We start from the raw sequence: 24,498 nt of genomic DNA, 5'->3' as shown, positions 1-24,498 counted from the left end.
CCCGCCACCACCTGACCGACCCGGGGGGGAGGGGACGACCAGGGCTCGCGGGCACCGAAGTGCCGTCCGCCAATGTACAGATCATTCGTCGCCGAGGCGGGATCACACCGATGTTTTGTGCATCACTTTCAACTACTTTCGAGTAACTTCCGGCGTCACTGCTTGTACGACGCTAGGAAGTTACCGAACCTCTCGATCGCCACCGCCAGGTCTCGCGCCCACGGCAGAGTCACGATGCGGATGTGATCGTGACCGGGCCAGTTGAATCCCGTGCCTTGAACCACGAGGATCTTCTCCTGCAGCAACAGGTCCTGGACCAGCTTCTCGTCGTCGTAGATTTCGTGTACTTCGGGGTCGAGTCGCGGAAACGCGTACAGCGCACCCCGCGGTTTGACGCACGAGACGCCGTGAATCGCGTTGAGTTTCTCCCATGCGACGTCGCGCTGCTCGAGCAGACGGCCGCCGGGCAGGATCAGATCCTCGATGCTCTGGTATCCGCCGAGTGCGACCTGAATGGCATGTTGCGCAGGCACATTGGGGCACAATCGCGTCGACGCGAGAAGGTCGATGCCTTCGATGAATCCTGCCGCGTGCTTTTTCGGTCCGGTGATCGCGAGCCAGCCGGCGCGGTAACCGGCCACTCGATACGCCTTGGACAGTCCGTTGTACGTCAGGCAGAGCAGGTCGGGAGCCAGACTCGCCAGCGAGGTGTGCTGAGCGTCGTCGTAGAGGATCCGGTCGTAGATCTCGTCCGCCAGCAACAGCAGCTGATGCTTGCGCGCCAGATCGACGATGCCCTGCAGCACCTCCTTCGAGTACACCGCGCCCGTCGGGTTGTTGGGGTTGATCACCAGCAGTGCGACGGTCTTCGGGGTGATCTTGGACTCGATGTCGGCCAGATCGGGATTCCACCCGTTCTCCTCGTCGCACATGTAGTGCACGGCCTTGCCGCCCGACAGTGTCGTCATCGCCGTCCACAGCGGATAGTCCGGGGCCGGGATCAGTACCTCGTCACCGTCGTCGAGCAACGCCTGCATCGTCATCGTGATGAGCTCGGAGACTCCGTTACCGAGATAGATGTCGTCGACGTCGAGTTCTGGGAAACCCGGTTCGAGTTCGTATCGGGTGACGATGGCGCGCCGCGCGGACAGAATGCCCTTCGATTCCGAGTACCCCTGCGCCACCGGCAGCGCCGCGATCATGTCCCGCACGATCACATCGGGGGCCTCGAACCCGAACGGGGCCGGATTGCCGATGTTGAGCTTGAGGATGCGGTGCCCCTCCGCCTCGAGCCGGGCGGCGTGGGCGTGTACCGGTCCGCGGATCTCGTACAGCACGTTCTGCAGCTTGGTCGATTGCTGCAACGTGCGGTAACGCGGCTGGGAGTGGATCTGCGGAGTGGTCACCCGTCACATCGTGCCAGGTGGGTGCCACGTAATTCCACGAGGTTGTTTCGTCCGACATGTCGGTGGCAGGTGGAACAATCTCGTTCCATGTGCGGACGGTATGCCAGTACCCGGAGTGACAGTGACCTGCAGGCGGTGTTCGACATCGCCGAGACCGTCGGTGCGGAGGTGCCGCCGTCGTACAACGTGGCCCCCACCCAGACGGTCCGGACGGTGCTCGAGCGCGCACCGAAGGACGAACCCGAGGCCGACGCCGTGCGACAACTGCGGTCGGTGCGCTGGGGCCTGATCCCCTCGTGGGCGAAGGACGCCAAAATCGGTTCTCGACTGATCAACGCCAGGTCGGAGACCATCACCGAGAAGCCGTCGTTCAAAAAGGCGGCGAGCCGTCGACGATGCATCGTGCCCGCCGACGGCTACTACGAATGGGAGAAGCGCGACGGCGCGAAGGTGCCGTATTTCCTGCATACGGAAGGCGTGCTCGCGATGGCCGGCCTGTACGAGCTGTGGCGAGACCCCACCAAGGCCGAGGACGACGAGGATCGATGGGTCTGGTCGGTCACCGTGCTTACCTCGCCTGCAGCCGATGCGCTCGGGCACATTCACGATCGCTCGCCGGTGGTGCTTCCGCCGGAGCTGCGCTCGAGCTGGCTCGACCCCACTGTGACCGATCTCGGCGACGTGCAGGACCTGTTGGCGGCGATCCCCGAGCCGCGGCTCGAGCCCTACGAGGTGAGTACCGCGGTCAACAGTGTGAAGAACAACAGTCCCGAACTGTTGGTGCCGGTGTAGCTGCTCAGCCGAGGCGCAATCGGCAGATGTCGGCGATCGCGGACCGCTCGTCCGGGGACAGGTCCTCGGCGACCGGCGAGTCCAGGATGCGACGCAGTCGCTGGAAGTAGGTACGCGCGTCGATGCCGAATGCCACGTAGATGTCCTCGTCGCTGCCTCCGCCGTATCCCCGCCAGGTTCGGCCGAAGGTCAGAATTTCGTGGTCCACCGAATGGGTAGTGGTCCGGCGCATGGTGTCCCCCTAGTGCTACTCGACTCCCATCATCCGGGTCATGGTTGAAGGGCCGGTGAACAACGCGTTACGTGCACGTCAGTTCACTAGGGTGGACAGCGTGACTGCTCTCGCCTTCGGATCCTGGCCCTCGCCCATCACCGCAGCAGATCTGTCGTCGGCGGGCCACCCCGTCGAGGGCGGGCGCTTCGTCGGCAGTGAGATCTGGTGGTCGGAACTGCGGCCCGCCGAACAAGGCCGAACGGCCATCTGCCGGTATGTCGACGGAGAAGTGAAGCCGGTTCTGCCCGCACCGTTCAACGCCCGCACCCGCGTCCACGAATACGGCGGGGGAGCCTGGACTGCGACGGCCAACGGAGACCTGGTGTTCGCCGAGTTCTCCGATCAACGCGTCTACCGACTCACCCCCGGCGGCGCACCTGTGCCGCTGACTCCGAAACCGGCTGTGGCGTCGAGCATTCGGTACGCGGACCTCTCGGTGGTCGGCACCGACGTGATCGCAGTTCGCGAGATGCACGACGCAGGCGCGGTGTCCCGAGACATCGTGGCCATCGATCTCGGCGGCGGCGGGGTGCGCTCGCTGGTGGCGGGTTCGGACTTCCTTGCGTTCCCGAGACTGTCACCCGACGGCACCCGCATCGCCTGGATCGCGTGGAACCACCCGCAGATGCCATGGGACGGAACCGAACTGCGTGTCGCCACGCTGGCCGATCCGTCGTCCTGGACGGTTCTACTCGGCTCGACCGAGGAATCGGTGCTGCAGCCGGAATGGATCGACGACGAGTCGCTGTACGCAATCGGTGACCGAAGTGGTTGGTGGAACCTGTATTCGGTCAAGCTCGACGGGTCGGTCACGCCGCTGCTGACGCTGGACGCGGACTTCGGTGCTCCACTGTGGCGGTTGGGATCGAGTTGGTACGAGGTGCTGGACGACGGGACACTGCTCACCGTGCGGACTGTCGGCACCGACACCCTTGCGGTACTCGACCCTGCGTCCGGAGTGCTGGAGGACATCGCGCTCGACGGTGTGACCTCGGTGGGGCTCGGTGGGCGCTCCGGCTCGACGGTGCTGATCAAGGGCGGCGGAGCGCACGTGGCAAGCGCGCTGTTCGCACTCGACCTCGAATCCCGTGAACTGACTTCGGTGCGTTCGGGTTTCGAGTCCGTGCCCGACAGTGCATACCTACCCGAGGGGCGTCAGGTGACGTTCCAGGGGCCGAACCGTGAGGTGCACGCCATCACCTATGCGCCGCGCAACCCCGACTACGAAGGCCTGGACGGTGAACTGCCGCCGTACGTCGCCTTCGTCCACGGCGGCCCGACAGCGCACGTGGCACCCGCTCTGAACCCGTTGTTCGCCTACTTCACCAGCCGCGGCATCGGCGTCGTCGATGTGAACTACGGCGGTTCCAGTGGATACGGCCGCGAATACCGCAACCGGCTGCGCGGGCAGTGGGGAGTGGTCGACGTCGAAGACACCATCGCCGCGGTGCAGGGGCTGGCCGACAGTGGACTCGCCGACCCCGCCAGATTGGCGATCGAAGGTGGATCCGCGGGCGGGTGGACGGTCTTGGCTGCGCTGACATCCTCCGATGTGTTCGCTTGCGGCGCATCGTACTTCGGTGTCGCCGAGCTGGAGCTGTTCGTCGCCGAGACCCACGACTTCGAGTCCCGCTACATCGACGGGCTCATCGGACCGTTGCCGGAGGCCATCGATCTGTACCGAACCCGGGCACCGGTGAACAACGTCGACGGACTCTCTTGCCCGGTGCTGTTGTTGCAGGGGCTCGACGATCCGATCGTGCCGCCGTCGCAGGCCGAACGATTCCGAGATGCCATGGTGAGCAAGGGGATACCGCACGCCTACCTGGCTTATGCGGGTGAGTCACACGGGTTCCGCAAACTGGAAACGCAGGTGAACGCACGCGAATCCGAACTGTCCTTCTACGGCCAGGTCATGGGGTTCACGCCGCCCGGAATCCCCGAGCTGCAGCTGTGGCGTCCCTCTAGCTGAGTGGTGGGTGCGCGCGCTTCGCTTCCAGAAACTCGAGGAGTGCACTGGGGATCGCGCAGTACTTGCTGTTGCCCTCGGACAACTTGCTGCCCACCTCGAACGCTGCCTTCGACGGACCGTCGTTCTCGAGGATGAGTGCACAGAGGCGCTCGTCGGTGCGGCCGGATTCGCAACACTGCTCGACGTGCGCTCGGTCGTCCGGTGACAGAGCCGTCCACCACTCGTCGTAGCGGCGAAAGAGCTTGTCCGCGTCGTCGGTCATGCCTGCTCCCTACTTGTCGGTACGCCTTCGCGTCCGACCATACTCACGATGTCCGATTCGGCCACTTCCGAGGGGGGTTTGCGGGAACCTCACACCGCTTGTGCAGGGTGCGCGCCTGCATTTCGACGCGAGGACGGGCGCGCGGTCGGTAGAAAGGTCGCTCGGTGGCGTCGGCCGGCTCTATCGGCAGCATCGCGGATCATCCGGTCGACGAGCTCGGGACGATCGAGATCCGACCAGGCAATTCGCACCACCTGACGGCCGGTTGCGCGAATGCGATCCTCGCGGCGCTTCTCCTCCCACAACACATCGGCTGCAGACTTCCCCTCGGGCACGTAGCGCCCGTATTTCACCTTGCCGTCGAATTCGAGAACAGTCTCGATGTCGGGCAGATCGAAATCCACGCGCCCGACGAAGCCACGGGAATCCGTGATCGGTACCTGCAGCTGTGGGGTGTAGCCCAGTTGATGCAGCACTACGCGGGCGCGTGATTCCCCGACACTCTCGGACCGGCCGTCCATGAACTCCGCAACCCGACGCGCCAGCCGATTGCCCGGATGGTTCGGGCACGAATCCAGTGCTGCGACAACATCTTCGGCAGCGAGTCCGCGTGCTCTCGCCGCGAAGTCCGCGATACAGACAGCCGTCTCGAACGGAAGTGAGCGAGCGCAATCGGCAACTGTGCGCGCCAGGGCGGTGACCCGAACGCCGTCGAAGTCCACGACTTCCTCGTCGGTGTACGGCGAGGTGTGCACCGCTCGAACGGCACTGCTCCGACCTCCGCCCCGGGCGCGATTGCGCGTGATGTGCACCCGGCTCAGGTCGGCATTCCACACATCGAGACCGTGGAAGACAGCCGCACTCACATGGCTGACCACGGCATCGGGGGCGATGGTCGCGTCGAACACGGCATCGGCGATCACTCGATGCTTGTCTTCCCTGGGCAGGGCGTCGAATTCGTCTCTGCTGACGAACCGTCCGGGACGGAGTCGACGCCACGCTCGCGTTCGGCAGTAGCGCTGCAACTCTGCGTCGGAAATTCCGCGGGAGAGTGCGTCGGATCGCGAGACGATGCGGGTCATGAAGAAATGCTCTCGGGCGCAATCGCTTTCGACAAGACCCCAGTGGCCGATTGTGGATAACTCGCTTCCTGTGGATAACTCGTGGGAGTGGACCTCACACCCCTACTGACGACTGCGCGCCCCTGCTCGGCAGTGAGCAAGGGCGCGCGGTCGGTAAAAAGGGTGTGAGGTTACTTCCGGCGACCCGGAACCTTGGCTCCCGGGGCGAATCCGAGTCCACCGGCCTTCGGCTTGGGTGGCGTGCGGTCATCGGAACCACTGGACGTGGTGTCCGACGCCTCGGCGGGTGCCTCGGTGGTCGACGCCTCAGCTGGTGCTTCGTGGGAGTGGACCTCACACCCCTACTGACGACTGCGCGCCCCTGCTCGGCAGTGAGCAAGGGCGCGCAGTCGGTAAAAGGGGTGTGCGGTTACTTCCGGCGACCCGGAACCTTGGCTCCCGGAGCGAATCCGAGTCCACCGGCCTTCGGCTTGGGCGGAGTCCGCTCATCCGAACCACTGGACGTGGTGTCCGACGCCTCGGCTGGTGCCTCGGTGGTCGACGCCTCAGCAGGTGCCTCGGTGGTCGACGCCTCTGCTGGTGTTTCGGCCGCGGATGCTTCGGCTGGTGCCTCGGTGGTGTCCGACGCCTCGGCTGGTGTTGCCGCTGCCGCACCCGGTGTCCGTGCGCCCGGCTTCTTGAATCCGGACTTGACGGCCAGGCCCTTGGGCTTGACGGTCGGCTTGGATTCGGCGGCAGCCTCGGCGGCGGGTGCTTCCGACGCCGTAGCCTCGGCAACCGGTGCCTCAGCAGCAGGTGCCTCGGCAGCCGGCTTACCCGGTGTCTTGGCGCCCGGCTTCTTGAATCCGGACTTCACGGCCAGGCCCTTCGGCTGGACGGTCGGCTTGGATTCGGTTGCAGCAGAGGCTGATTCCACAGGTGCGTCAGAGGTCGACGGCTCCGTGGCGGGAGTCGCAGTGGCCTCGGCAGGCTTGCCCGGTGCCTTGGCGCCCGGCTTCTTGAAGCCCGACTTCACGGCCAGACCCTTGGGCTTGACGGACGGAGTCGATTCCGAGGCCTCGGTGGACGGAGCTTCGGCTGCAGTGTCGGCAGGTGCAGCCGCCTTCGCGCCGGGTGCCTTGCCCTTCATCTGCAGACCCTTGCCACCGGGTGCCTTGCCGCCTGCCATTCCGAGACCCTTGGGCTTGGCTGCGGGTGCTGCCTCCTCCGTTGGCTCTTCGGCCTTAGTGGCGGAACCGGGTGCCTTCGCTCCCGGAGCCTTGGCCAGACCCTTCATCTTCAGACCGCCGCCGGCCTTGGGTGCCGGAGCTGCCGGAGCGGACTTCGCCTCGGCCGGCTCCTCGACGGGGGCGATGCGTTCGGCCTCTTCGACCTCCATCGCCTTTTCGGTCGCGAGCTTCTCCTCCGGAGTGCGCTCGCGGGGGATGACCTTGATGTTCTCGCCCAGCACCGAGGACTCGACGCGGGTGATCGACTCGAGCATCAGCTGCGCGACGTCGACGACCTCGACGCCTTCGTGTGCGCCGCCTTCCTGACGTGCGGTGACACCGTCGGTGAGCATGACGCGGCAGAACGGGCAACCGGTGGCGATCTTCTTCGGGTTGGTCGCCAGTGCCTCGTCGACCCGGTCGATGTTGATGCGCTTGCCGATGTTCTCTTCCATCCACATGCGAGCGCCACCGGCACCACAGCACATGGACCGCTCACCGTGGCGCGGCATCTCCTTGAGATTGGAGCCCGACGCGGCCATGAGCTCACGCGGAGCGTCGTACACCTTGTTGTGGCGGCCGAGGTAGCACGGGTCGTGGTAGGTGATGTCCTGGCTGACCGACGCCACCGGGATCAGCTTCTTCTGACGCACGAGGCGGTTGAGCAGCTGCGTGTGGTGCACCACCTCGTAGTCACCGCCGACCTGCGGATACTCGTTACCGAGCGCGTTGAAGCAGTGCGCGCAGGTGACGACGATCTTGCGCTTGCTCTGCTCGACACCGTCGAACACGCTGTTCAGCGTCTCGATGTTCTGCATCGCGAGCTGCTGGAACAGGAACTCGTTGCCCGCGCGGCGAGCGGAGTCGCCGGTGCAGGTCTCGTCCGCGCCGAGCACCATGAACTTCACGCCTGCGGTGGCGAGCAGCTCGGCGACGGCCTTGGTGGTCTTCTTGGCGCGATCCTCGTAGGCACCGGCACAGCCGACCCAGAAGAGGTACTCGTAGTCCTGGAACGAATCGGCGTCCTGGCCGAAGACCGGGATGTCGAAGTCCATCTCGTTGATCCAGTTGAGGCGGTCCTTGGAGTTCTGGCCCCACGGGTTGCCCTTGTTCTCGAGGTTCTTGAACAGGCCGGCGAGCTCGGACGGGAACTCCGATTCGATGAGCACCTGGTAGCGACGCATGTCGATGATGTGGTCGACGTGCTCGATGTCCACCGGGCACTGCTCGACGCAGGCACCGCACGTGGTGCAGCTCCACAGCACCTCGGGATCGATGATGCCGCCCTCGATGGCGTCGGCGACGAGCTTGCGATCGGCCTCGTCCCGAGCGTTCTGCGGGATGGCGTCGAGCGCCTTCTGGTCGACGTTGCCCTCGGAGTCGACCAGTCCGACCTCGTCGCCTGCCATGTCCTTCTTGCCGCCTGCCAGCAGGTACGGGGCCTTGGCGTGGCTGTGGTCGCGCAGCGACATGATCAGCAGCTTGGGGGACAGGGGCTTGCCGGTGTTCCAGGCGGGGCACTGCGACTGGCAGCGTCCGCACTCGGTGCAGGTGGTGAAGTCGAGCCAGCCCTTCCAACTGAAGTCCTCGATCTTGCCTGCGCCGAACGCATCGACGTCGGGGTCGGCCTCTTCCATCTCGAGGACCTTGCCGCCGGACATCATCGGCTTGGCCGGTCCGAGGGCGACGGTGCCGTCGTCCATGCGCTTGAAGTAGATGTTGGGGAACGCGGTGAAGCGGTGCCACGCGATACCCCAGTTGATGCGGGTACCGACGATGTAGAGCCAGATCATGCCGGACATCAGCTTGATGAACGCGAACACCGCGACCATGTTCGAGTTGGCGGGCAGCAGCTCGGCCAAGCGGATCGTGAAGAAGTCCGTGTACGGGTTCCCATGCCCGTACGTGGCGATCTTGCCTGCCTTGACGAACACCATGCCGAGGCCCTCGATGAGCACGACGGCCTCGACGAAGTAGGCGGCTTTGAATCCGGAGCCGGCGAAGCGCGACTGACGCTCGGGCTTACGCGGGTGGTTGAGCTGGCGAATGATGATCAGCGTGGTGATGCCGATGACCGTGCCGAGTCCGAGCAGCTCGTCGATGAGGTGGTAGGCCGCGGTGTCACCGATGATGGGCCAGTGGAACTCCGGGTTGAACGTCTGGCCGTATGCCTCGAACCAGACGATGGCACCGAGCATGAAGCCGATCATGACCAGCCAGTGCGCCCAGCCGACGGTGCGGAACTTGACCATCTTGGTGTGCAGCAGGAACTCGACGACCATCTGCTTGAAGCGAGGGACTATCGGTCGCCAGCGGTCGGGTGCCGGCTGGCCGAGTCGCACGATGTTGAACATCCGCAGAGCCCCGCGAATGAAGACGTACCAACACACGAGGCTGAGCAGAGCACCGACTGTGCCCAACGTGATCGTCAGGGCGTTCATGTCGCGGCCTTTCGTTCAGGTGGCAGCTGGGGGGCTACCGCGGGTTCGGCCCGTCGAGCCGGCTGACGGACTATGTTACTCGCCAGTAGTAGTTTCGCCGTACTGACGGGTAACTTAGCACCACCGAGTGAAGCGGTGCTGGTGGGTGGGGAAGTGAGGCCGTCCGACGGGTGGGATGAACTCGTCAGTAGGTTGTCTCGCAGATCACCGTATGCGTAGGCCGTCGAGGTGCTGTCGAGAAGGCAGTCCTTACCTGCTCCGTTCGTGTGGCGGGATGTCGCCGACGGGCCGTCTGGGGCCGGTGGGATCACGCGCTCGGTCTTCCTCGATCGTTCGAACGATCGACATCTCCGATCTCAGCATGACGTGACGCGAGCCGCTGTGCTGCGAATATCCAAAATGTTTGTGACAGTGGGTAACTGACAGGTGGAGAACCTGTCACAAAAGGACAACGACCGGTCCGATTCTTACGCTACAATTCGGGCGCACCAAAAGTCGCAAAAGAGTCATCGGGGTGACTTTGCGCTTGACGGCTGCCTAGCGGTACTGCCAAGCACTCAACGCCACAGAAACGGAACTGAACTCCACATGAAACTCAGCAAACTGGTCGTCACGTCGGCCCTCGTCGCAGTCGCGATGGGCCTGGCCAGCGGAACCGCATACGCACAGCCCGCCGATGAAACGGCCCCCGGTGACACCAACTACACCGTCGATCTCGAAGATCGCACGATCGTCACCACCATCGACGCAGGCGTCTTCAAGGTCGCCGACGACGGGAAGACGGTCGACGTCCTCGACGCCGCCGACAACACCCTCGTGACTCTCCCGCTGTCGTTCAACCTCGGCGGACTCAACTTCCCGTACGAGCAGAACGTCGACGACAACGGCAAGACCCTGCGTCTGATCCCGGACCTCGACTTCACGAAGGCTTCGGCCAACTCGCGCAGCATCGGCGCAACGACCGTCGCCTCGCCTGAGGAGAACCTCAAGGCGCAGCAGAACTTCTCGTCGCAGCTGGGAATCGCGACCGCGATCGGTGGCTTCACCGGAACCGCGATCGGTGCTGTTGTCGGTGGACTCGGCTTCCTCGGCGGTCCCGTCGGCTTGGCGTCGGTACCGCTTGGTGCAACGATCGGCGGCATCGCGGGCACGATCATCGCCGGCGGACCCACCCTTGTTGTTGCAGGCATCGACCTGATCAACACGTTGAATGCGGCACCGGGCACCACGGTCTGGGCCAAGTAAGCAAGTCTTCACAGAAAACCCGCACTCTCGTCGAGGGTGCGGGTTTTCTGCGTTCTGGGTGGGTCGGCGTCGAGTTCGGGCGACCGCCGCGCCAGTGTGGGCACCCGTTGGATCGAGGACAACGAAGAAGTGCATTTACACGCTTATTAAACTTTCCGTAAAGTAAATAGCATGAAAACCGACTACGAACCCATTATCGGAGCCGTGGACAGAACGCTGACCGACGAACTCCGCGACGAGTGGGACGCGCTGGCCGAGCGAGTCGGAACGGTCTTCTCTTCTCGCCCCAGTTATGCGTTGAATGCACCGCGACCTGCGGGCAGTGAGCTGGTCTTCGTGCACGTGCGTCGCGGTACGCGTCTGGTGGCTCTGGCACCGATGTTCGTGACGCGACTCGGTCCGCTGAAGGTGGCGAAGATTCTCGGGGCCGGGCAGGGCGTTCCGACGGAACTGCTCAGCGAGGACGACGCGTCGTCTCGCGGCCTGTGGGATGCCGTCGAGGACTGCGGTGTGGTCTTCTACGCAGACTCCATGGCCGACAATCAGATCGCACTCGCGGTGCTCGATGCGCACCCGCGGTGGCGTTCGGAGTCGATCGTGCGGGAGCGAGTTCCGGTGATCGAGGTGCCGGAGGGGAGCACCGCTCGGGATGTGCGAGGGCGCAATTCACTGAAGCGGCTCGGAAAGTACAGGCGTCAGGCCGAGCGGGCCGGGAGTCCCCTCACGATGGAGACCATCCGGGATGCGAAGCACTTCGAACGACGCTGGACAGACATATCCCGCTTGGCTGCCGCCTCGACGCTCCACAGCGATCGCACCGACTACCTTGCGGAGGAATCGCCCGCCGACCCGTCGGCGTCGGCCAAGGACTTCCTGGCTCGCGAAGCAGCAGCCGGGAGATTGACCCTCTCCGGGGTGAGCGTCGAGGGGCGATGGCGTGCGCATCAGATCTGTGTTCGGACCGGAGCTCGACTCGAAGCCTGGTTGACGCATTACGATCCCGAGGTTGCGAAGTACCAACCCGGGCATCAGATGATGGAATGGTTCGTCCAGAGCCACGACGAGCTCGACGTGACCGTGCTGGACCTGGGCGTCGGTGTCAACGACATCAAGAAGTCCTGGTCGACCTCGGGCTACGACGTGCTGGCCGTGGTGGGCGTCCCCACACGCATGGTCGGGTCTCGGATTCTGGTCGGCTTGGTGCGTCGATGGGAGCTGTCGCCCGGGTTCGCGCATGCGCGAAGAGTCGGCTACGCGGCGCTGTCACGTCTGCGACCGTCCACGCACTAGGACGTTCGGATCGTCAGGCCCGGGTTCTCCGCGAGTACGTCGTTGATGGGGGTGGCGAACAGCTCGGGCCGCTGACCCTGCAGCATGCTGACGACGGTCGCGACCTCGCAGGAGGGCTGATCGCCCACGTTCGATGCACTGGCGATGCCGACCGCGAGGGTGCCGCTGACGACAGGGCCTCCACTGTCTCCGCGTAGCGCGCAGATGGAGGTGGAGAAGCCGCGGTCCAGAACGTTGTCGCCCAGTGCGACGTGCTGGCCCGTGGAAAGAATTGTGCCGCAACTGAATCCGGTTCTGGATCCGGATTTGCAGACCGGTGCTCCCACGATCGGGTCCACCGTCCCGGTGACGTGCAGTGGGCCTGCTCCGGGGACTCGCACGGCGTTGCTCTCGAATTCGGCGGCATTGGCGTCGTCGATGTCGATCAAGGCGTAATCGTTGCGCGACTGGCTGGTTCGGTAGAACGTTCCGAATTTCGAGCCCACGAGACTGCCGTACATCGGATACGCGCCCGTCAGTGCCGCGGAGCCGGTGTCGGTGGTGTTCGGATTGCAGTGGCCCGCAGTGATGTTGACCGATCCGCGCGTCGGGTCGACGGCATTGAATCCGAGGGAGCACCGCTGACCGAGGCCGGCCGGTGTACCCGCGAGAAAGCTGTCACCGCCGAGATACGAACTCGCACGGATCGGGCCTGCCGTCGGTGACGGATCGAACGGGAGCAGGTCCAACAGCGGCTGGACGGCATCGACAATTGCCGGCGGGAGCTCGATGGGCGACGCGTCGATCCCGAAACCGTTGGCCGACGCGGCATCTGCCACGTAGGCGTAGGCCGGTCCGTCCGCCACCGCAACGACGGGACGTCCGTCCTCGTCCAGCCATGCCCTCGCTACGCCGTCGGAACCGACGGTGTCGGTGAACTCGGCCAGTCGGCGGGCTGCGTCCGCTCGGTCGAGAAATTGCTGCGGAGACAGCCCGAGGTCGCGGGCCACCGCGTCGGCCAACGCCGCAGGCAGCACCGTGTCGGCAACCGGATCTGCCCCAGCGGTGGGCGCGAACACGGTCGCCGCCACCACGATCGGCACAGCGAACATCGACAGCCGGAACGCTCGGCGACGCATAGAAACCTCTCCCCCCGGGCATCTGCAGATGTGATGCCGTTCACCCGTCGTACGACTATAGGCGGTGGAGGGCTCCCGCCGTACCCACTACTCGGTGCGCAGTGTGCTTCCGGTCGCGCGCGTGACCTGATCGATGGGAATGCCCAGGCTTGCCGTGCCACCGTATTGCGCCAGAGCGAGGTTGGCCTCGTTGCAATCGGGTGCGCCGCCGCTGTTGGATCCGCTGGTAATTCCCAACGCGAGGGTTCCGGTCACGATGGCACCGCCACTGTCACCTGCGAGAGTGCATGCGGTGCTGGCGAATCCGCGAACGGTGCGGGACGTGCCGTCCTCCATGTAGAGCTGTGTCTCGACGCGATCGGCGGCAACCACTCCACAGGTGAACGACGACGACTGCCCGGACTTGCAGACCGGCGCTCCGATGACCGGCGATGCGGTTCCGGTGACGGTGACGGTGCTGCCGTTCGCTCCACGGACGGTGGGGCGGTCGAGTCCCGACGCGATGCCGGTGTCGTTCAGGGCGATGACCGACCAGTCGAGGCCGTCCTCTGCGCCCAGGCTGGACCGGTCGAACGACCCGATCTGCGTGCTACGCGAGATGTCGGCCGGATCGGGCAGGTAGACCGGTGCGCCGCCGGATCCGGTGGCCTTGGCGGGGTTGCAGTGGCCGGCGCTGAGGTTGACGGCCGAACCGGAGGAGTCGACGGCGTTGAAGCCGAACGAGCAGATGCTGATGTCGGTGGCCGGAGCGTCGGCGATAGGTCCCGAGGTGGTGACGTAGGTGTCGCCGCCCATCGGAGTCGGGTCGACCGGCTTGTTTCCGCCGGGGGAGAGGATGACCTTGATGTTCGCCAGCAGGGTAGGCAGATTCAGCGCGCTACCGATCGGGCTGTTCACCAGATCGATGACGATCTGGTTGTCGATGAAGTCGATGGCCGTTCCGTTGATCTGCTCGGAGATCTCGCGAGGGAGGCCGGCAATCCAACTGTTGAGGTCTGCCAGCGACTTCTCGAGTCCGTCTGCCGACACCGGCGACTGCGCGGTGGCGTATCCGTCCTTGGCGACGGCCTGCGCCGCAGCAGGTGAGGTGACGGCGACGACGGCATTGCCGTCGGGTCCGATCCAGGCACCGGCGAAATCTGCCGGACGGCTGGCTCGGAAGTCCGATGCGTATTCGGAGAGTTCCTGCGCGCGGGCGGCCCGATCGAGATACTCCTGCGGAGAGATCTTCAGATCTCGCTGCACGGCCTCGACGAGCTCGCGGGGAAGCTGATCGGCGGGTGACTGGACGACGGGTTCTGCTGCTGCTGTCCCGGAGAACGAAGCAAGAAGTACGAAAGCCGTCGAACACAGCACTGCAGCACGCAGCGCCCCGGTGTTACGCATGAAATCCCTTCATCGGGTGCTTGTCATCAGCGCCCCACCCTAGGGCATCGGGCTCGGAATCCGTGTTCGCGCAGCTCAGGGTTCTTCGAGCTCTTCGGATGGGGTGGTCACCGAAGCTGAGGTCGTGGTGGTCTCAGCCGGAGTCGTCGTCTCGACCGGGGTGGTCGTCACCGGAATCGTGGTGGCCACCGGCGTCGTGGTGGGCACCACGGGCGCAGGGGCGGGCACCGGCGCGGGCGCGGGAGCCGGAGCAGGCAGGGGAGCAGGTTCGGGTGCCACGTACGGCTCTTCCGGCTGTTCGACGACCTCGGGTACGAAGACGGGCTCGACGGAGGTGGCGGTGGTGGTCGAGGGTGCGCGCGTCGAGGTGACGATCGGCGAGCCGGCATCGGTGACGGTCGGGGGTGTCGCGGCGGGAGCGTCGCCGAACACTCCGCTCAGTGCTGCGATCGCGAGGACGATGACCACTCCTGCTGCTGCACCGGCAACGATGGTGGCGATCGTCCGCGAACGCTCGCTGCGTTCCTTCTTCGCCGCTACCGGCGCAGCGGCGACGGCCGGAGAGTGATCGGTGGTCGAGGTGTTCTCGTCGACCGGAACGATCGGCTCGGACCGAAATTCCGAGGGAGCGAACACCGGAGCGACCGCAGGGATCGCCTCGGAGAACGCGAGGGACGGCGCGGGCGCGACGACCGGGATGGCGTCGGTGTCGAGGGACTCCGTGCCGTCGTTTCGGGTGACGACCGGCGCGGCACCGGTCACCATGGAGTTGCCGTCGACATCCTCGATCTCGGCCAGCAGCAGGGCACCGCGGGTGGCAGCGAGCGGCTCGACGAGCACCGGGCCCGACGAGCGTTCGGTGATGTCGCTTGCCACCGACGGAAGTGCAGCGCTGCCGCCGGCGAGGATCACAGTGCCCGTCCCCGGAACGTCGAGCCGGCGGAGCAACGGCGCGACGAGGTCTGCGAACTCGGCTCGGGTTACCGTCGTGGACTGCGAGACACCGGGGAGTTCGACCGAGATCGTGGCGACGTCGGCTGTGCTCAAGGTCTGTTTGGCGGCCTCACACGAGGCGACGACGCCGGCAAGGGCTGCCAGGACTGCCGCGTCGGACAGGTCGATGTGCTCGCGATCGGTCACCACGTGATCGAAGAGGGCGTCGGTGAACGCGTCTCCGCCGACGGCGGTGGTGCGGACCGTTCCACCTCCGGGGAAGGTGGAGATGTCGGTGCCGGTGGCCCCCATGTCGACCACGGTGACCGCTGCTCCCGGGCTCGGCTGCGCGAATGCGCTGGCGGCTTTCGCGTCGGGAACCAGGGCGACGTCGGTGAGGCCGGTGTGATCGAGGGCGTCACGAAGCAGTGCGACGGCGGCGCGGGTCCACCGCGTCGGGTACGTCATGGTCGTGACGGGCATGTCGCTGGGCACGCCTGCCTTGGTGGACACCATCGTGACGAGGCAGTTGGCGGCGTTGGCCATCAAGTCCTCGGCGCGGTAGGCGTCGGCGTCGGGCTCGAGATCCTCCTGCCGACCGACCAGATCGACGAACCGAGTGAACGGCGCCGTCTCGGCGGGTTCACCGAGGTGGGCGCGGCCGTCCTCGTCGAATCTCAGTGTCGTCGGCAGGACGACGATCGTCGGTTCGTCCTCGGCCGATGCGCGGTAGGCCGCGACGGACCTGGTGTTGCCCACGGTTATTCCGAGATGGCCGGCATCGCTCATGGGGTCTCCGCCGATCGGTCGTTCGGTGCGGTCTGTTCGGTTATGGACTGCCCGTCGTCCGGGTCGGTGTCAGGGGTGTCGGGGGTCTCGTCGGTTGGTTCGTCCGGAAGTTCCGGATCGACCGGATCGACCGGTTCGACGACGATGGGAGGCTTCTCGCGGTCGTCGTCCTCGGGTGCCTCGAGCGCCGGGCGCGTCTCGATCTCGATCCCGGGTTCGGTCTCGATCGGCTCGCTCCGCGGGAGGTCGGAGGTTTCGGTGGGGGTCGTCTCTTCCAAGGTGGTGGTCGCCGTGGACGGAGCGACAGGAACGATCTCGGCGGCCGGTTCGGCGACGACGGTGGGGAAGTCGATCGGGCCACCCGACCCGGTGCCGCTCGACGACGTGCTCGGCACCAGCTGGGCGTTGTCGATGGTGGGGACGTCGGTGTCGGTGGGCGTACCGAGTTGCAGCGCGAAGAGCGCGGCACCGACGGTCAACGCGGCGGCGAACGCTGCCGCAGCGAACAGTGGTCGCCGGTCGGATCTCGCCGGGCTCACCACCGCGAACTGCTCGGTGACGGCGTCGACGGGGAACTGCGCAGCCAGAATCGCAGCACCGCGGGCCGCGGCGATTGCGGTGTCCTTCCTCTGCAGGGTCGGCAGAAGCGATGCGTTCCACGCGGCCAGCGCTTCTTCTTCGGCGACCAGCGCGACGTGTGCGAGCCCGTGCGCATTCATGGCCGAACGCAGCGCGAACACCTGCTCGGCCGTCCACTGGGCGGGATAGGTCGCCGCCGCGGCAAGATCACCCGGCCGCAGACCGATGGACGACGCCACCTCGGTGAGCAGGCACAGCAGGGCCATCGACGTCAGTTGCTCGGCAGGAAAGACCGTGCCCTTGCTGCCGGTGACACCCACGCCGTCGGCGAGGGAGTCGAGAAAGTGTGTGTAGGCCTCGGAGTCGTCGTCGGTCGCATCTCCGAGCGAGACGGTGCCGTCGGGATGGGTGTTGAGCACGGTCGGGTGCAGTGACGCCAGGTGCAGCGACGGTCCGGGCGCGATCGGATGGGACACGGCGGCGACGGCGCGCTCGTCGTCCAGGTAGAGGCCGACGTCCGGTGTGCTCACACTCGCACTGCCGGGCTGCTCGGTCATGGGGCTGCTACCTGTTCTCGATCGGGGAGTGGTGCTCGGCCGTTATGTCGCTCCCGGTCCCCGCACAGTTACAGTGTCCACACTTGTGCTGGTCGAGGCTCCGTACCCCATGGCGCGCAGCATCGAGATCAGCTCCGACCGCGACTGCGCCCCGAGCCTGCGCCGAATACGAGCCACATGGTGCTCGACGGTCTTCGGGGAGATGTAGAGCCGGCTGCCGACCTCGCGGTACGTGACGCCGAGTACCAGCAGTTCGGCTACCTCGGCTTCGCGTTCGCTCAACGAGCCCGTCGGCTGCGGGGTCGATCTCGGGCTGTCGCGACCCGTCGAGCTGGGTTGGCGCAACGACCTGGCGATGTGCAGCAGCGAGGTTGCCGTCGCAGTATCGGTGACGGTCAGGGCGGCCTCGCTCGCCAAGCGGGCACCGTCCCACGGCAGTCCGAAGGCGGTGAGCGTGCGTGCCGAATTCTCCACCTCGGTCGCGTCGGGCCTGCCCTGCAACACGCCGAGCCACGCGCGACCGGCACCGGCGAGTGCGGCGCTGTACGGATGGGTCGGAGCGGCGGCGGCCAGAGCCTTGGCGTGTGGGACCAACGCGTCGGGAGTCTGCGCCACGATGGCCGCCTGAACCTGGTACCAATGCAGCGCCGACGCCCACACGGGTGGATCGCCGAGCGCTGCGAGCAGGTCGGTGGCCTGCGCCACCAGATGCTCGACGCGGTCCACCTGGCCGAGTCGAGTTGCGGCCAAGAGCAATTCGCCCAGGGGTAGCAGCGCGAACAGGTCGGTGGAGTATTCGGCGATCACGTTCTGGGCCTGGGTCCATGCCGTGATCAGTGACCCTGCGTCACCGGACCTGCGAGCCAGGCCCACTCGAATCGCGTGCAGGAACAGTTGATTGCGCACGTGTGACACCGGAATCCGTAGAGCCTCGATCGCGATGCCTGCTTCGGCGGTATCCCCTCGCAGCATCGACGCCCAGGCCCCGACGAGGCTCAGTCTGGTGTGCGCCTCCGATCCCGTACGGTGTTCGGGAAGTGCTCGCGCCACGATGGAATCGACACGGGGTAGGTCGCCGCAGTGCACCGCGTGCAGCGCCGAGACGGCAGCGGCAGTATCCGGGGTGCACGAGCGATCGGAAGTAGTGCCCGTCAACGTCATTGCCCGCATCAGTGCGTTGGCAGCGGCACTCGACGCGGCTGCGCTCCGCGAATCGATCGACCCGATCACCCCGGTGACGAGCAGACTGCCCGACGCGATACTCGACGTCGGTGCGAGGGCAGTCACGGCAGCCATCGAACGGTCGGCGGCGCTGCGATCACCGGCCGCCGCGGCCGAGAGGGCAGCCCACATGGCGTCGGGTCCGAGCCGATCCTCGCCGAGCCACGCGAACAACTGCGCACTGCGCGAGGCCATTCCACGTTGCGCGGCAATCGACGCCGACACCCGCACCGCCGTCCGCAGATCCGTCGCATCGCACCCGACGGCGCCGTCGAGGACCACATCGGCGAATCTCGCCGCCTCGTCCGGATTCCCGGTGGCAGCCGCGACCTCGGAGCGCCTCGCAGCCAACGCCGCCGAGTCGAAGCCCGCGTCGACCGCCGCGTCGTACAGGGCACCTGCGGCATCGACAGCAGCCGAATCCGCCTGCTGCACAAGGAAATCTGCGAGACCCGGATGGATGACGCCTCGCTCTGCCAACGCACGTGCCGCGGTGGCGTCGAGCAGGCGGGATCGGGTGGCGATGTCCGTGACGGACGAGAGCAGGGCTCGGCAGCGCGCCTCTCCGATCATCTCGATCAGCGGTGCCTCCGCGGACGGAATCAACGTGCCCGTGGTGTCGAGTAGGCCGGAGCTGCAGGCCAGGTCGACGATCGACTCGACATCGGTCGCGCGTGCCACGATCTGCGCAGCCGACGCAGGATCGGGTGTGATGCCGAATCGGGCTGCGAGCAGCAGTGCCCGCGTGTCGTCGGTGGTCTCGATCAGCATCCGACGGTGTTGTTCGGCAACGGATTCGGCGACCGCGCGCAGTGGAGCCGGATCGGAACGGTCGCCGCCGAGTGCGCCGAGAGCCGCATCGACGGCGGCGAGAATTCCGCCGGTCGCCTTGGCGACGGCACCGGCGAGTGACGCCGAGATCGGTCGAACGGTCGCTGCTCGCGCCGCGATGGCCGCCTTGTCCAGCGGAACCAGAGTCAACCGGTTGGAACCGGCGGACGCGACGAGCTTCTCGATGCGGGAATCGAAGCTCCGCGGCGCGGTGGCGACGATCAGGGTGATGTCCGATCGTGTTGCAGCCGCTGCGATCTCGTCGAGACGCTGCTCCGACAGCAGGTGCGCGTCGTCGACGAGAACCGTCGAGCCGGACGGCGCGTCGGCGATGGTGCCCGGGTACACGTCCACCGTCGACGCCACGGAATCGAGAACCGCGGATCGACCGGAGCCGTCGACTCCGACGACGACATGAAAACCGCTGGCGACGAGCGCATCACGGACGAAGCGATCGGCGCGCTCGATGCCGACGAGCGATGATCGAGTGCTGGTCACCGTCGACCTATCGGCCGGTCAAGCCGCCGAGGGCTCCGCCGAGCCCGTCACCCACGCCGCCGACGACACCGCCGAGTCCATCACCGACACCGCCGACCACTCCGCCGAGCCCGTTACCGACACCCTGTCCGACATCGCCGAGGGTGGGCCCCTGGTAGCTGGGAACCTGCACGCTCGGGGCCTGCGGAACCTGAACCGCCGGAGGCTGGTAGCTGGGAACGGTCGGAGCGGCGACCGACGGGATGGTCGGCACCGTGGCCGCGCCGTTGTCGGCCGGGGCAGGCGATCCTGTGACCGGAGCGCCGGTGGCCGGATCGATCTGCGTCACCGTGCCGTCGGCGTTGACCACCGTGGTCGGCGCACCCTCGGAACCGGTTGTGACAGCACCGTTCTCACCGGTGGGCACCGTCGTCGTCGCGGCATCGGCCACCGCAGCGGTGGTTCCCGGTGTCTGGGTGCTCGAGATCGACGTGTCCGCGTTCGATTCGGCCGGAGTGGTGTTGTCGGAAGTCAATGCCGTTCCCACCGACAGTCCTCCGCCGGCGAGAAGCGCGAGAACGAGAACGGATCCGGCCACGACACCGGCTTTCTTGCGACCGGACATTCCTGCATCGGAGTCGACGGCGGTGGGCGTCGGCGCGGGCCGGGGAGTGGGGCGAGGCATCGGGGCGGCTGCCGCAGCGGACGCGACGGCCGTGGTGGGCACCGCAGCCAAGGCTGCGGCGTTGTCGGAGGCGGTCGCGTCGGCGATGTCGCTGCCGAGTATCGCGGCACCGACTGCGACGGTCAGCTCGGGTCGCGGTCCGGCCACCACGGGTGCTCGCAGCTCGGACGACATGAGCTCGGCAACCAGTGGGATGGCCGAACTGCCACCGACGAGTACCACCTGGTCGATGTCGGAGACGTCGAGACCCGCGGCCGTGACGGCGTCGCGTACCACCCCGATCGACCCCAGCAGTGATGCGCGCACCAGTTCTTCGACCTCGGAGCGCACCAGGCGGACCTCGGTGTGCAGGCCCGGGAGGTCGACCGTCAGTGACGTGGACGTGTCGTAGGACAGCTGTTCCTTCGCCTCGCCGCAGCGGGCCCGCAGTTCCACGAGTGCGCCGACGGTATCGGGGTCGAAGGGATCGAACTCGAAGGATTGGCTTCCCGAGACGGTGTCGAGGACGTACTGCATGATCGCGTGATCGAACTGCGCTCCGCCGAACTCCTCCGAATGCACTCCGGTGCCGACGGTGCCTGCCTCGGAGCCGGTGCGCATCAGCGTGACGTCGAGTGCGCTCGCGCCCAGGTCGTAGACCACGGCCAGGCCGTCGGCCTGTGGGCCGCGCGTCACTTCGAGCCACCGCATCGTGGCGACGGACTCCGGTACCAGCGTGACGTCGGCGAGTCCCGCGCGCTCCAGTGCTTCACCGAGAACCTCGGCGGTGTACGCCGTCCAGCGAGTGGGGTGGGTGACGACGACGGTAGGAGCGGAATCGGTCCCGGCGGAGACCTCGGCGACGAGTGCTCGAGCAGCGGTGGCGTACAGGTCCTCGGCGCGGTGACTGCGGCCGTCGTCGTCGATCAGTTCCACCGGATCGCCCACCCGGTCGGCGAATCCGCTGATCAGATTCCGCGTCGAACGGTCCCAGAGCTCTGCCAGCCGCGGGGCCTCGCCCGGACGAAGGTCGAGTGCCGAACGCTTGACCACCGAGGTGACGGGTTCGGTGTCCAGAGCAGCCACAGCCGTCACCGAACCGATACGTATGCCGAGCCCTGCGTTCATCGTGGTGTCGCCGCCTTCGTCTCGCACTGCCGTCAGTACTACTGCCGTCACACGCACTGTCGGCAGTGGTCGATTATTCGTTACGTCTCACAGCAGGTTAGAGCGCACAACGAGTGAAATCCCCTAAAGCGCCGAGATCCCCTAACCGAAGTCCCCTGGCAACCCCCGGGGGAGTGGGGGGATCCGCCCCGTTGGGCGGGGGCTCTTCGGTGCCTAGCGTTGTGATCAACCACGAAGCACCACTCGTCAAGGAGACCCACGATGGCTACCAACGCCGTACTCGATTTCATTCTCGGCCTGCTGCGCGACGACCAGGCTGCAGCCGCCTACTGCGCCAACCCCGAGATGACGCTGGCCGCCGCGGGACTCGGCGACGTCACCCACGCCGACATCGTCGCCGTGGCACCTCTGGTCGCCGAGTCGGGACTGTTCGCCGGTGCAGGCAGCCAGCTCTCGGCAATCCTGGGCGCAGGCGGATCCGCAGGCCTCGACGGCGCACTCGCCGGCGGCGCGAGCCTCGGCGGCGGATTGTCGGCCGGGCTCGGACTCGCAGCAGGCGCAGTGGCCGGCGGTGGACTCGCAGCAGGCGGCAGCCTGACCGGCGGAATCGACGTCGCGGGTGAGATCGAGGCATCCCTGCAGGCAGCACTGGCCGCAGCATTGGCAGTCGGAGGCCAGATCGGTCTCGAGCTCGGCACTGCATTCGGCGGCGCATTCGACGCCCTGCTCGGCGCGGGTGCCGGGATCGGCGGCGGCCTCGGACTCGGTGGCGGCTTGGATCTGGACCTCGACGGTCTGCTCGGGGGAACCGTCGGGCTCGGCGCTGCACTCACCGGACTGATCGGAGCAGGCGCAGGCATCGGCGGCGAGATCAGTGGAGACATCGCCGCACAGCTGCAGGCAGCACTCGACGCCGCTATCGGCGCGACCGGTGCCGTCGACCTCGGCGCACTGGCAGACATCCAGGGCGGCCTGGCCGGCGCTCTCGGTGCGGCCTTCGGAGTCGGCGGAAGCGTCGGAGCCGATCTCGGTGCCGCTCTCGGCGGAGTCTTCGACGCGGTACTCGGTGCCGGAGCCGGACTGGACATCGCAGGTGACCTCGGTGCCGCTCTGACCGCGGGAATCGGCGGCGCACTCGGCGGACTCGGAACCATCGGAGCCGATCTGACCACCGACATCGGAGCTGCACTGGACGGCGCACTGGGAGCCGGTGGCTCGTTGGTCGGCGACATCGCCGGTGGAGTCGGCGCAGGCCTCGGCGGCCTCTTCGCGGCAGACGGTGCCATCGCAGGCTCGATCGGTAGCGCACTCGGAGCCGTCCTCGACGCCGGAGTCCTCGCTGACCTCGACGTCGACGCCCTGCTTGCTGCAGGCGGCAGCGTCGGCGCAGTGGTCGGCGGCGCACTGGGAACCGCACTCGACCTCGACACCAGCGCAGTGGGCAGCCTCACCGCCGCTCTCGACGCAGCACTCGACGGCACCATCGGAGCAGCAGCCGGCATCGGCGGCGGACTGGCCGGCGGACTCGAAGGCGGAGTGGCAGGCGGACTCGAAGGCGTCCTCGGTACGGCATTCGGCGTCGGCGGTGCAGCCGGGGCTCAGCTCGGAACCGCACTCGAATCGGTACTCGACACCAGCGCCGCACTCGACCTCGGAGCCGCACTCGGAGCCGGAGCAGATGTCAGCGCAGGCCTCGTCGGCGCGATCGACACAGCGGTCGCAGCCGGAGCAGACCTCTCGGGAACCGTCGAAGCAGCACTCGCCGGAGTCGGCGGAGTGGGCGCAGACCTGTCGGGCGGCCTGGCCGGACTCGGCGGAGTTGGCGCGGGCCTCACCGGAGGACTCGCAGGCCTCGGAAACGTCGGTGCTGATCTGACCGGTGGCCTGGCGGCCGTCGGAAACGTGGGTGCAGATGTGGCCGGTGGCCTGGCGGCCGTCGGAAACGTGGGTGCAGATGTGGCCGGTGGGCTCGCCGGTGTGGGTGACGCCGGTGCAGGCCTGACCGGTGGTCTGGCCGGACTCGGCAGCCTCGGCGGCGGAATCGCAGGCGGAGTTGCGGGCGGCGTCGCCGGCGGCGTGGATGCTGCGGCTTCGGCCGGTGCAGGCCTCGAAGGAGTCGTCTCCGGTGGCATCAGCACCGGACTCGACGCAGCAGCATCCGCAGGTGCGGGCCTCGAAGGTGCCGCGGGAGCTGCAGGCTCGGTTGCCGGTGGCCTCGAAGGTGCCGCGGGCGGAGTCGTCGACGCCGGCACCTCGGTGGGCGGCGAGATCGCATCGAACGTCGGAGCGGGACTCGACACCGGTGCCTCGATCGGAGGCGACTTCGCGTCCACTGTGAGTGCGGGTTTGGATGCTGGTGCGGACGCTGCGGCTTCCGCGGGCGGCGGGTTTGATTCCGCTGCCGACATCGGTGGCCAGGCCGCGGGCAGCCTCACCGGTGGCCTGCAGTCGGGTGTCGAGGGACTGGCAGACGCCGGCGGCAGCCTCTCCTCGGCGGCGTCGGGATCGTTCGATTCCTCCAGCTCGTTCGATTCCTCGGCTACCGCGACCGGTACCGGCTGGTCGAGCGTCGACTCGGACGTCTTCGGACAGGGTGAGACCGAGTCGAGCTTGTTCAGCGAGTCCGGCCTGCACGGTTCGGTGGATTCGGCAGCCGACTCTCTGGGACATGTGACCGTCGATCACGACATCGACCCGATGCAGCCCTGATCGTTCGCCTGCGGGTAGACAACGACATGACTCGGCCCCGAGTGTTCGCCAGCACTCGGGGCCTAGTCGTCGCTAGAGTTCGTTCGGGGCGCGCAGGAGTTTTTCGAGCCTGCGGCATGACCTGGTACTGCGGA

The 24,498-nt window shown here is 66.7% G+C and carries 16 protein-coding genes; 5 read left to right on the top strand and 11 right to left on the bottom strand.

Features of this window, described 5'->3' with window-relative positions; genetic code table 11:
• Window positions 1-155 precede the first annotated feature (155 nt).
• Window positions 156-1,406, bottom strand: coding sequence for a pyridoxal phosphate-dependent aminotransferase (locus AB0362_RS05940; RefSeq protein ID WP_094686906.1), 1,251 nt, complete (start codon window positions 1,404-1,406; stop codon window positions 156-158).
• Between the two features lie 87 nt (window positions 1,407-1,493).
• On the opposite strand from AB0362_RS05940, the gene AB0362_RS05935 reads away from it, so the two are divergent.
• Window positions 1,494-2,198, top strand: coding sequence for an SOS response-associated peptidase (locus AB0362_RS05935; RefSeq protein ID WP_366235146.1), 705 nt, complete (start codon window positions 1,494-1,496; stop codon window positions 2,196-2,198).
• A 4-nt stretch (window positions 2,199-2,202) separates the two neighbouring features.
• Here AB0362_RS05935 and AB0362_RS05930 read toward each other — a convergent pair whose 3' ends face one another.
• Complete coding sequence (locus AB0362_RS05930; protein WP_149407371.1) at window positions 2,203-2,430, bottom strand: DUF3263 domain-containing protein; 228 nt, start codon at window positions 2,428-2,430, stop codon at window positions 2,203-2,205.
• 100 nt (window positions 2,431-2,530) lie between these two features.
• Between AB0362_RS05930 and AB0362_RS05925 the strand changes: the two genes are divergently transcribed.
• Window positions 2,531-4,444: a prolyl oligopeptidase family serine peptidase gene (locus AB0362_RS05925; protein ID WP_366235145.1), complete on the top strand. Its 1,914-nt coding sequence runs from the start codon at window positions 2,531-2,533 to the stop codon at window positions 4,442-4,444.
• Here AB0362_RS05925 and AB0362_RS05920 read toward each other — a convergent pair.
• From AB0362_RS05920 to AB0362_RS05910, 3 genes are all read right to left on the bottom strand, one after another.
• Window positions 4,437-4,706: a hypothetical protein gene (locus tag AB0362_RS05920; protein WP_068055411.1), complete on the bottom strand. Its 270-nt coding sequence runs from the start codon at window positions 4,704-4,706 to the stop codon at window positions 4,437-4,439. The genes AB0362_RS05925 and AB0362_RS05920 overlap by 8 nt on opposite strands.
• 89 nt (window positions 4,707-4,795) lie before the next feature.
• On the bottom strand, window positions 4,796-5,788 hold the full coding sequence (locus AB0362_RS05915; protein WP_366235144.1) for a hypothetical protein: 993 nt from the start codon (window positions 5,786-5,788) through the stop codon (window positions 4,796-4,798).
• A gap of 409 nt (window positions 5,789-6,197) precedes the next feature.
• On the bottom strand, window positions 6,198-9,437 hold the full coding sequence (locus tag AB0362_RS05910) for a (Fe-S)-binding protein (protein ID WP_366235143.1): 3,240 nt from the start codon (window positions 9,435-9,437) through the stop codon (window positions 6,198-6,200).
• 588 nt (window positions 9,438-10,025) lie between these two features.
• Here AB0362_RS05910 and AB0362_RS05905 point away from each other — a divergent pair.
• Window positions 10,026-10,682 (top strand): hypothetical protein, encoded by a 657-nt coding sequence (locus tag AB0362_RS05905; RefSeq protein WP_094669495.1) that lies wholly within the window; start codon window positions 10,026-10,028, stop codon window positions 10,680-10,682.
• Between the two features lie 171 nt (window positions 10,683-10,853).
• A complete protein-coding gene (locus AB0362_RS05900; protein ID WP_366235142.1) occupies window positions 10,854-11,972 on the top strand; it encodes a GNAT family N-acetyltransferase in 1,119 nt (372 codons plus the stop codon).
• Here AB0362_RS05900 and AB0362_RS05895 read toward each other — a convergent pair.
• The 6 genes from AB0362_RS05895 to AB0362_RS05870 form a co-directional block, all read right to left on the bottom strand.
• Entirely contained in the window at window positions 11,969-13,090 is a 1,122-nt protein-coding gene (locus AB0362_RS05895) for a S1 family peptidase (protein WP_366235140.1), read from the bottom strand. The genes AB0362_RS05900 and AB0362_RS05895 overlap by 4 nt on opposite strands.
• An 87-nt stretch (window positions 13,091-13,177) precedes the next feature.
• Entirely contained in the window at window positions 13,178-14,476 is a 1,299-nt protein-coding gene (locus AB0362_RS05890) for a S1 family peptidase (RefSeq protein ID WP_068055327.1), read from the bottom strand.
• A gap of 75 nt (window positions 14,477-14,551) precedes the next feature.
• The gene (locus tag AB0362_RS05885; protein WP_366235139.1) at window positions 14,552-16,198 is read right to left on the bottom strand and encodes an Hsp70 family protein; all 1,647 of its coding nucleotides are present in this window, start codon (window positions 16,196-16,198) and stop codon (window positions 14,552-14,554) included.
• Window positions 16,195-17,334 carry a hypothetical protein gene (locus AB0362_RS05880; protein WP_366235138.1) on the bottom strand — a complete coding sequence of 380 codons (1,140 nt, stop codon included), beginning with the start codon at window positions 17,332-17,334 and terminating at the stop codon, window positions 16,195-16,197. The genes AB0362_RS05885 and AB0362_RS05880 overlap by 4 nt, the downstream gene beginning before the upstream one ends.
• Before the next feature lie 42 nt (window positions 17,335-17,376).
• Window positions 17,377-19,884 (bottom strand): helix-turn-helix transcriptional regulator, encoded by a 2,508-nt coding sequence (locus AB0362_RS05875; RefSeq protein ID WP_366235137.1) that lies wholly within the window; start codon window positions 19,882-19,884, stop codon window positions 17,377-17,379.
• A 7-nt stretch (window positions 19,885-19,891) separates the two neighbouring features.
• On the bottom strand, window positions 19,892-21,706 hold the full coding sequence (locus AB0362_RS05870; protein WP_366235136.1) for an Hsp70 family protein: 1,815 nt from the start codon (window positions 21,704-21,706) through the stop codon (window positions 19,892-19,894).
• Window positions 21,707-21,916: 210 nt separating this feature from the next.
• Here AB0362_RS05870 and AB0362_RS05865 point away from each other — a divergent pair, with 210 nt between their 5' ends.
• A complete protein-coding gene (locus AB0362_RS05865) occupies window positions 21,917-24,364 on the top strand; it encodes an IniB N-terminal domain-containing protein (protein ID WP_366235135.1) in 2,448 nt (815 codons plus the stop codon).
• Window positions 24,365-24,498 lie beyond the last annotated feature (134 nt).

The sequence above is a fragment of the Rhodococcus sp. NPDC079359 genome, from assembly GCF_040702585.1.
GTDB lineage: Bacteria > Actinomycetota > Actinomycetes > Mycobacteriales > Mycobacteriaceae > Rhodococcoides.
This window is presented reverse-complemented; position numbering and strand designations above follow the sequence as displayed.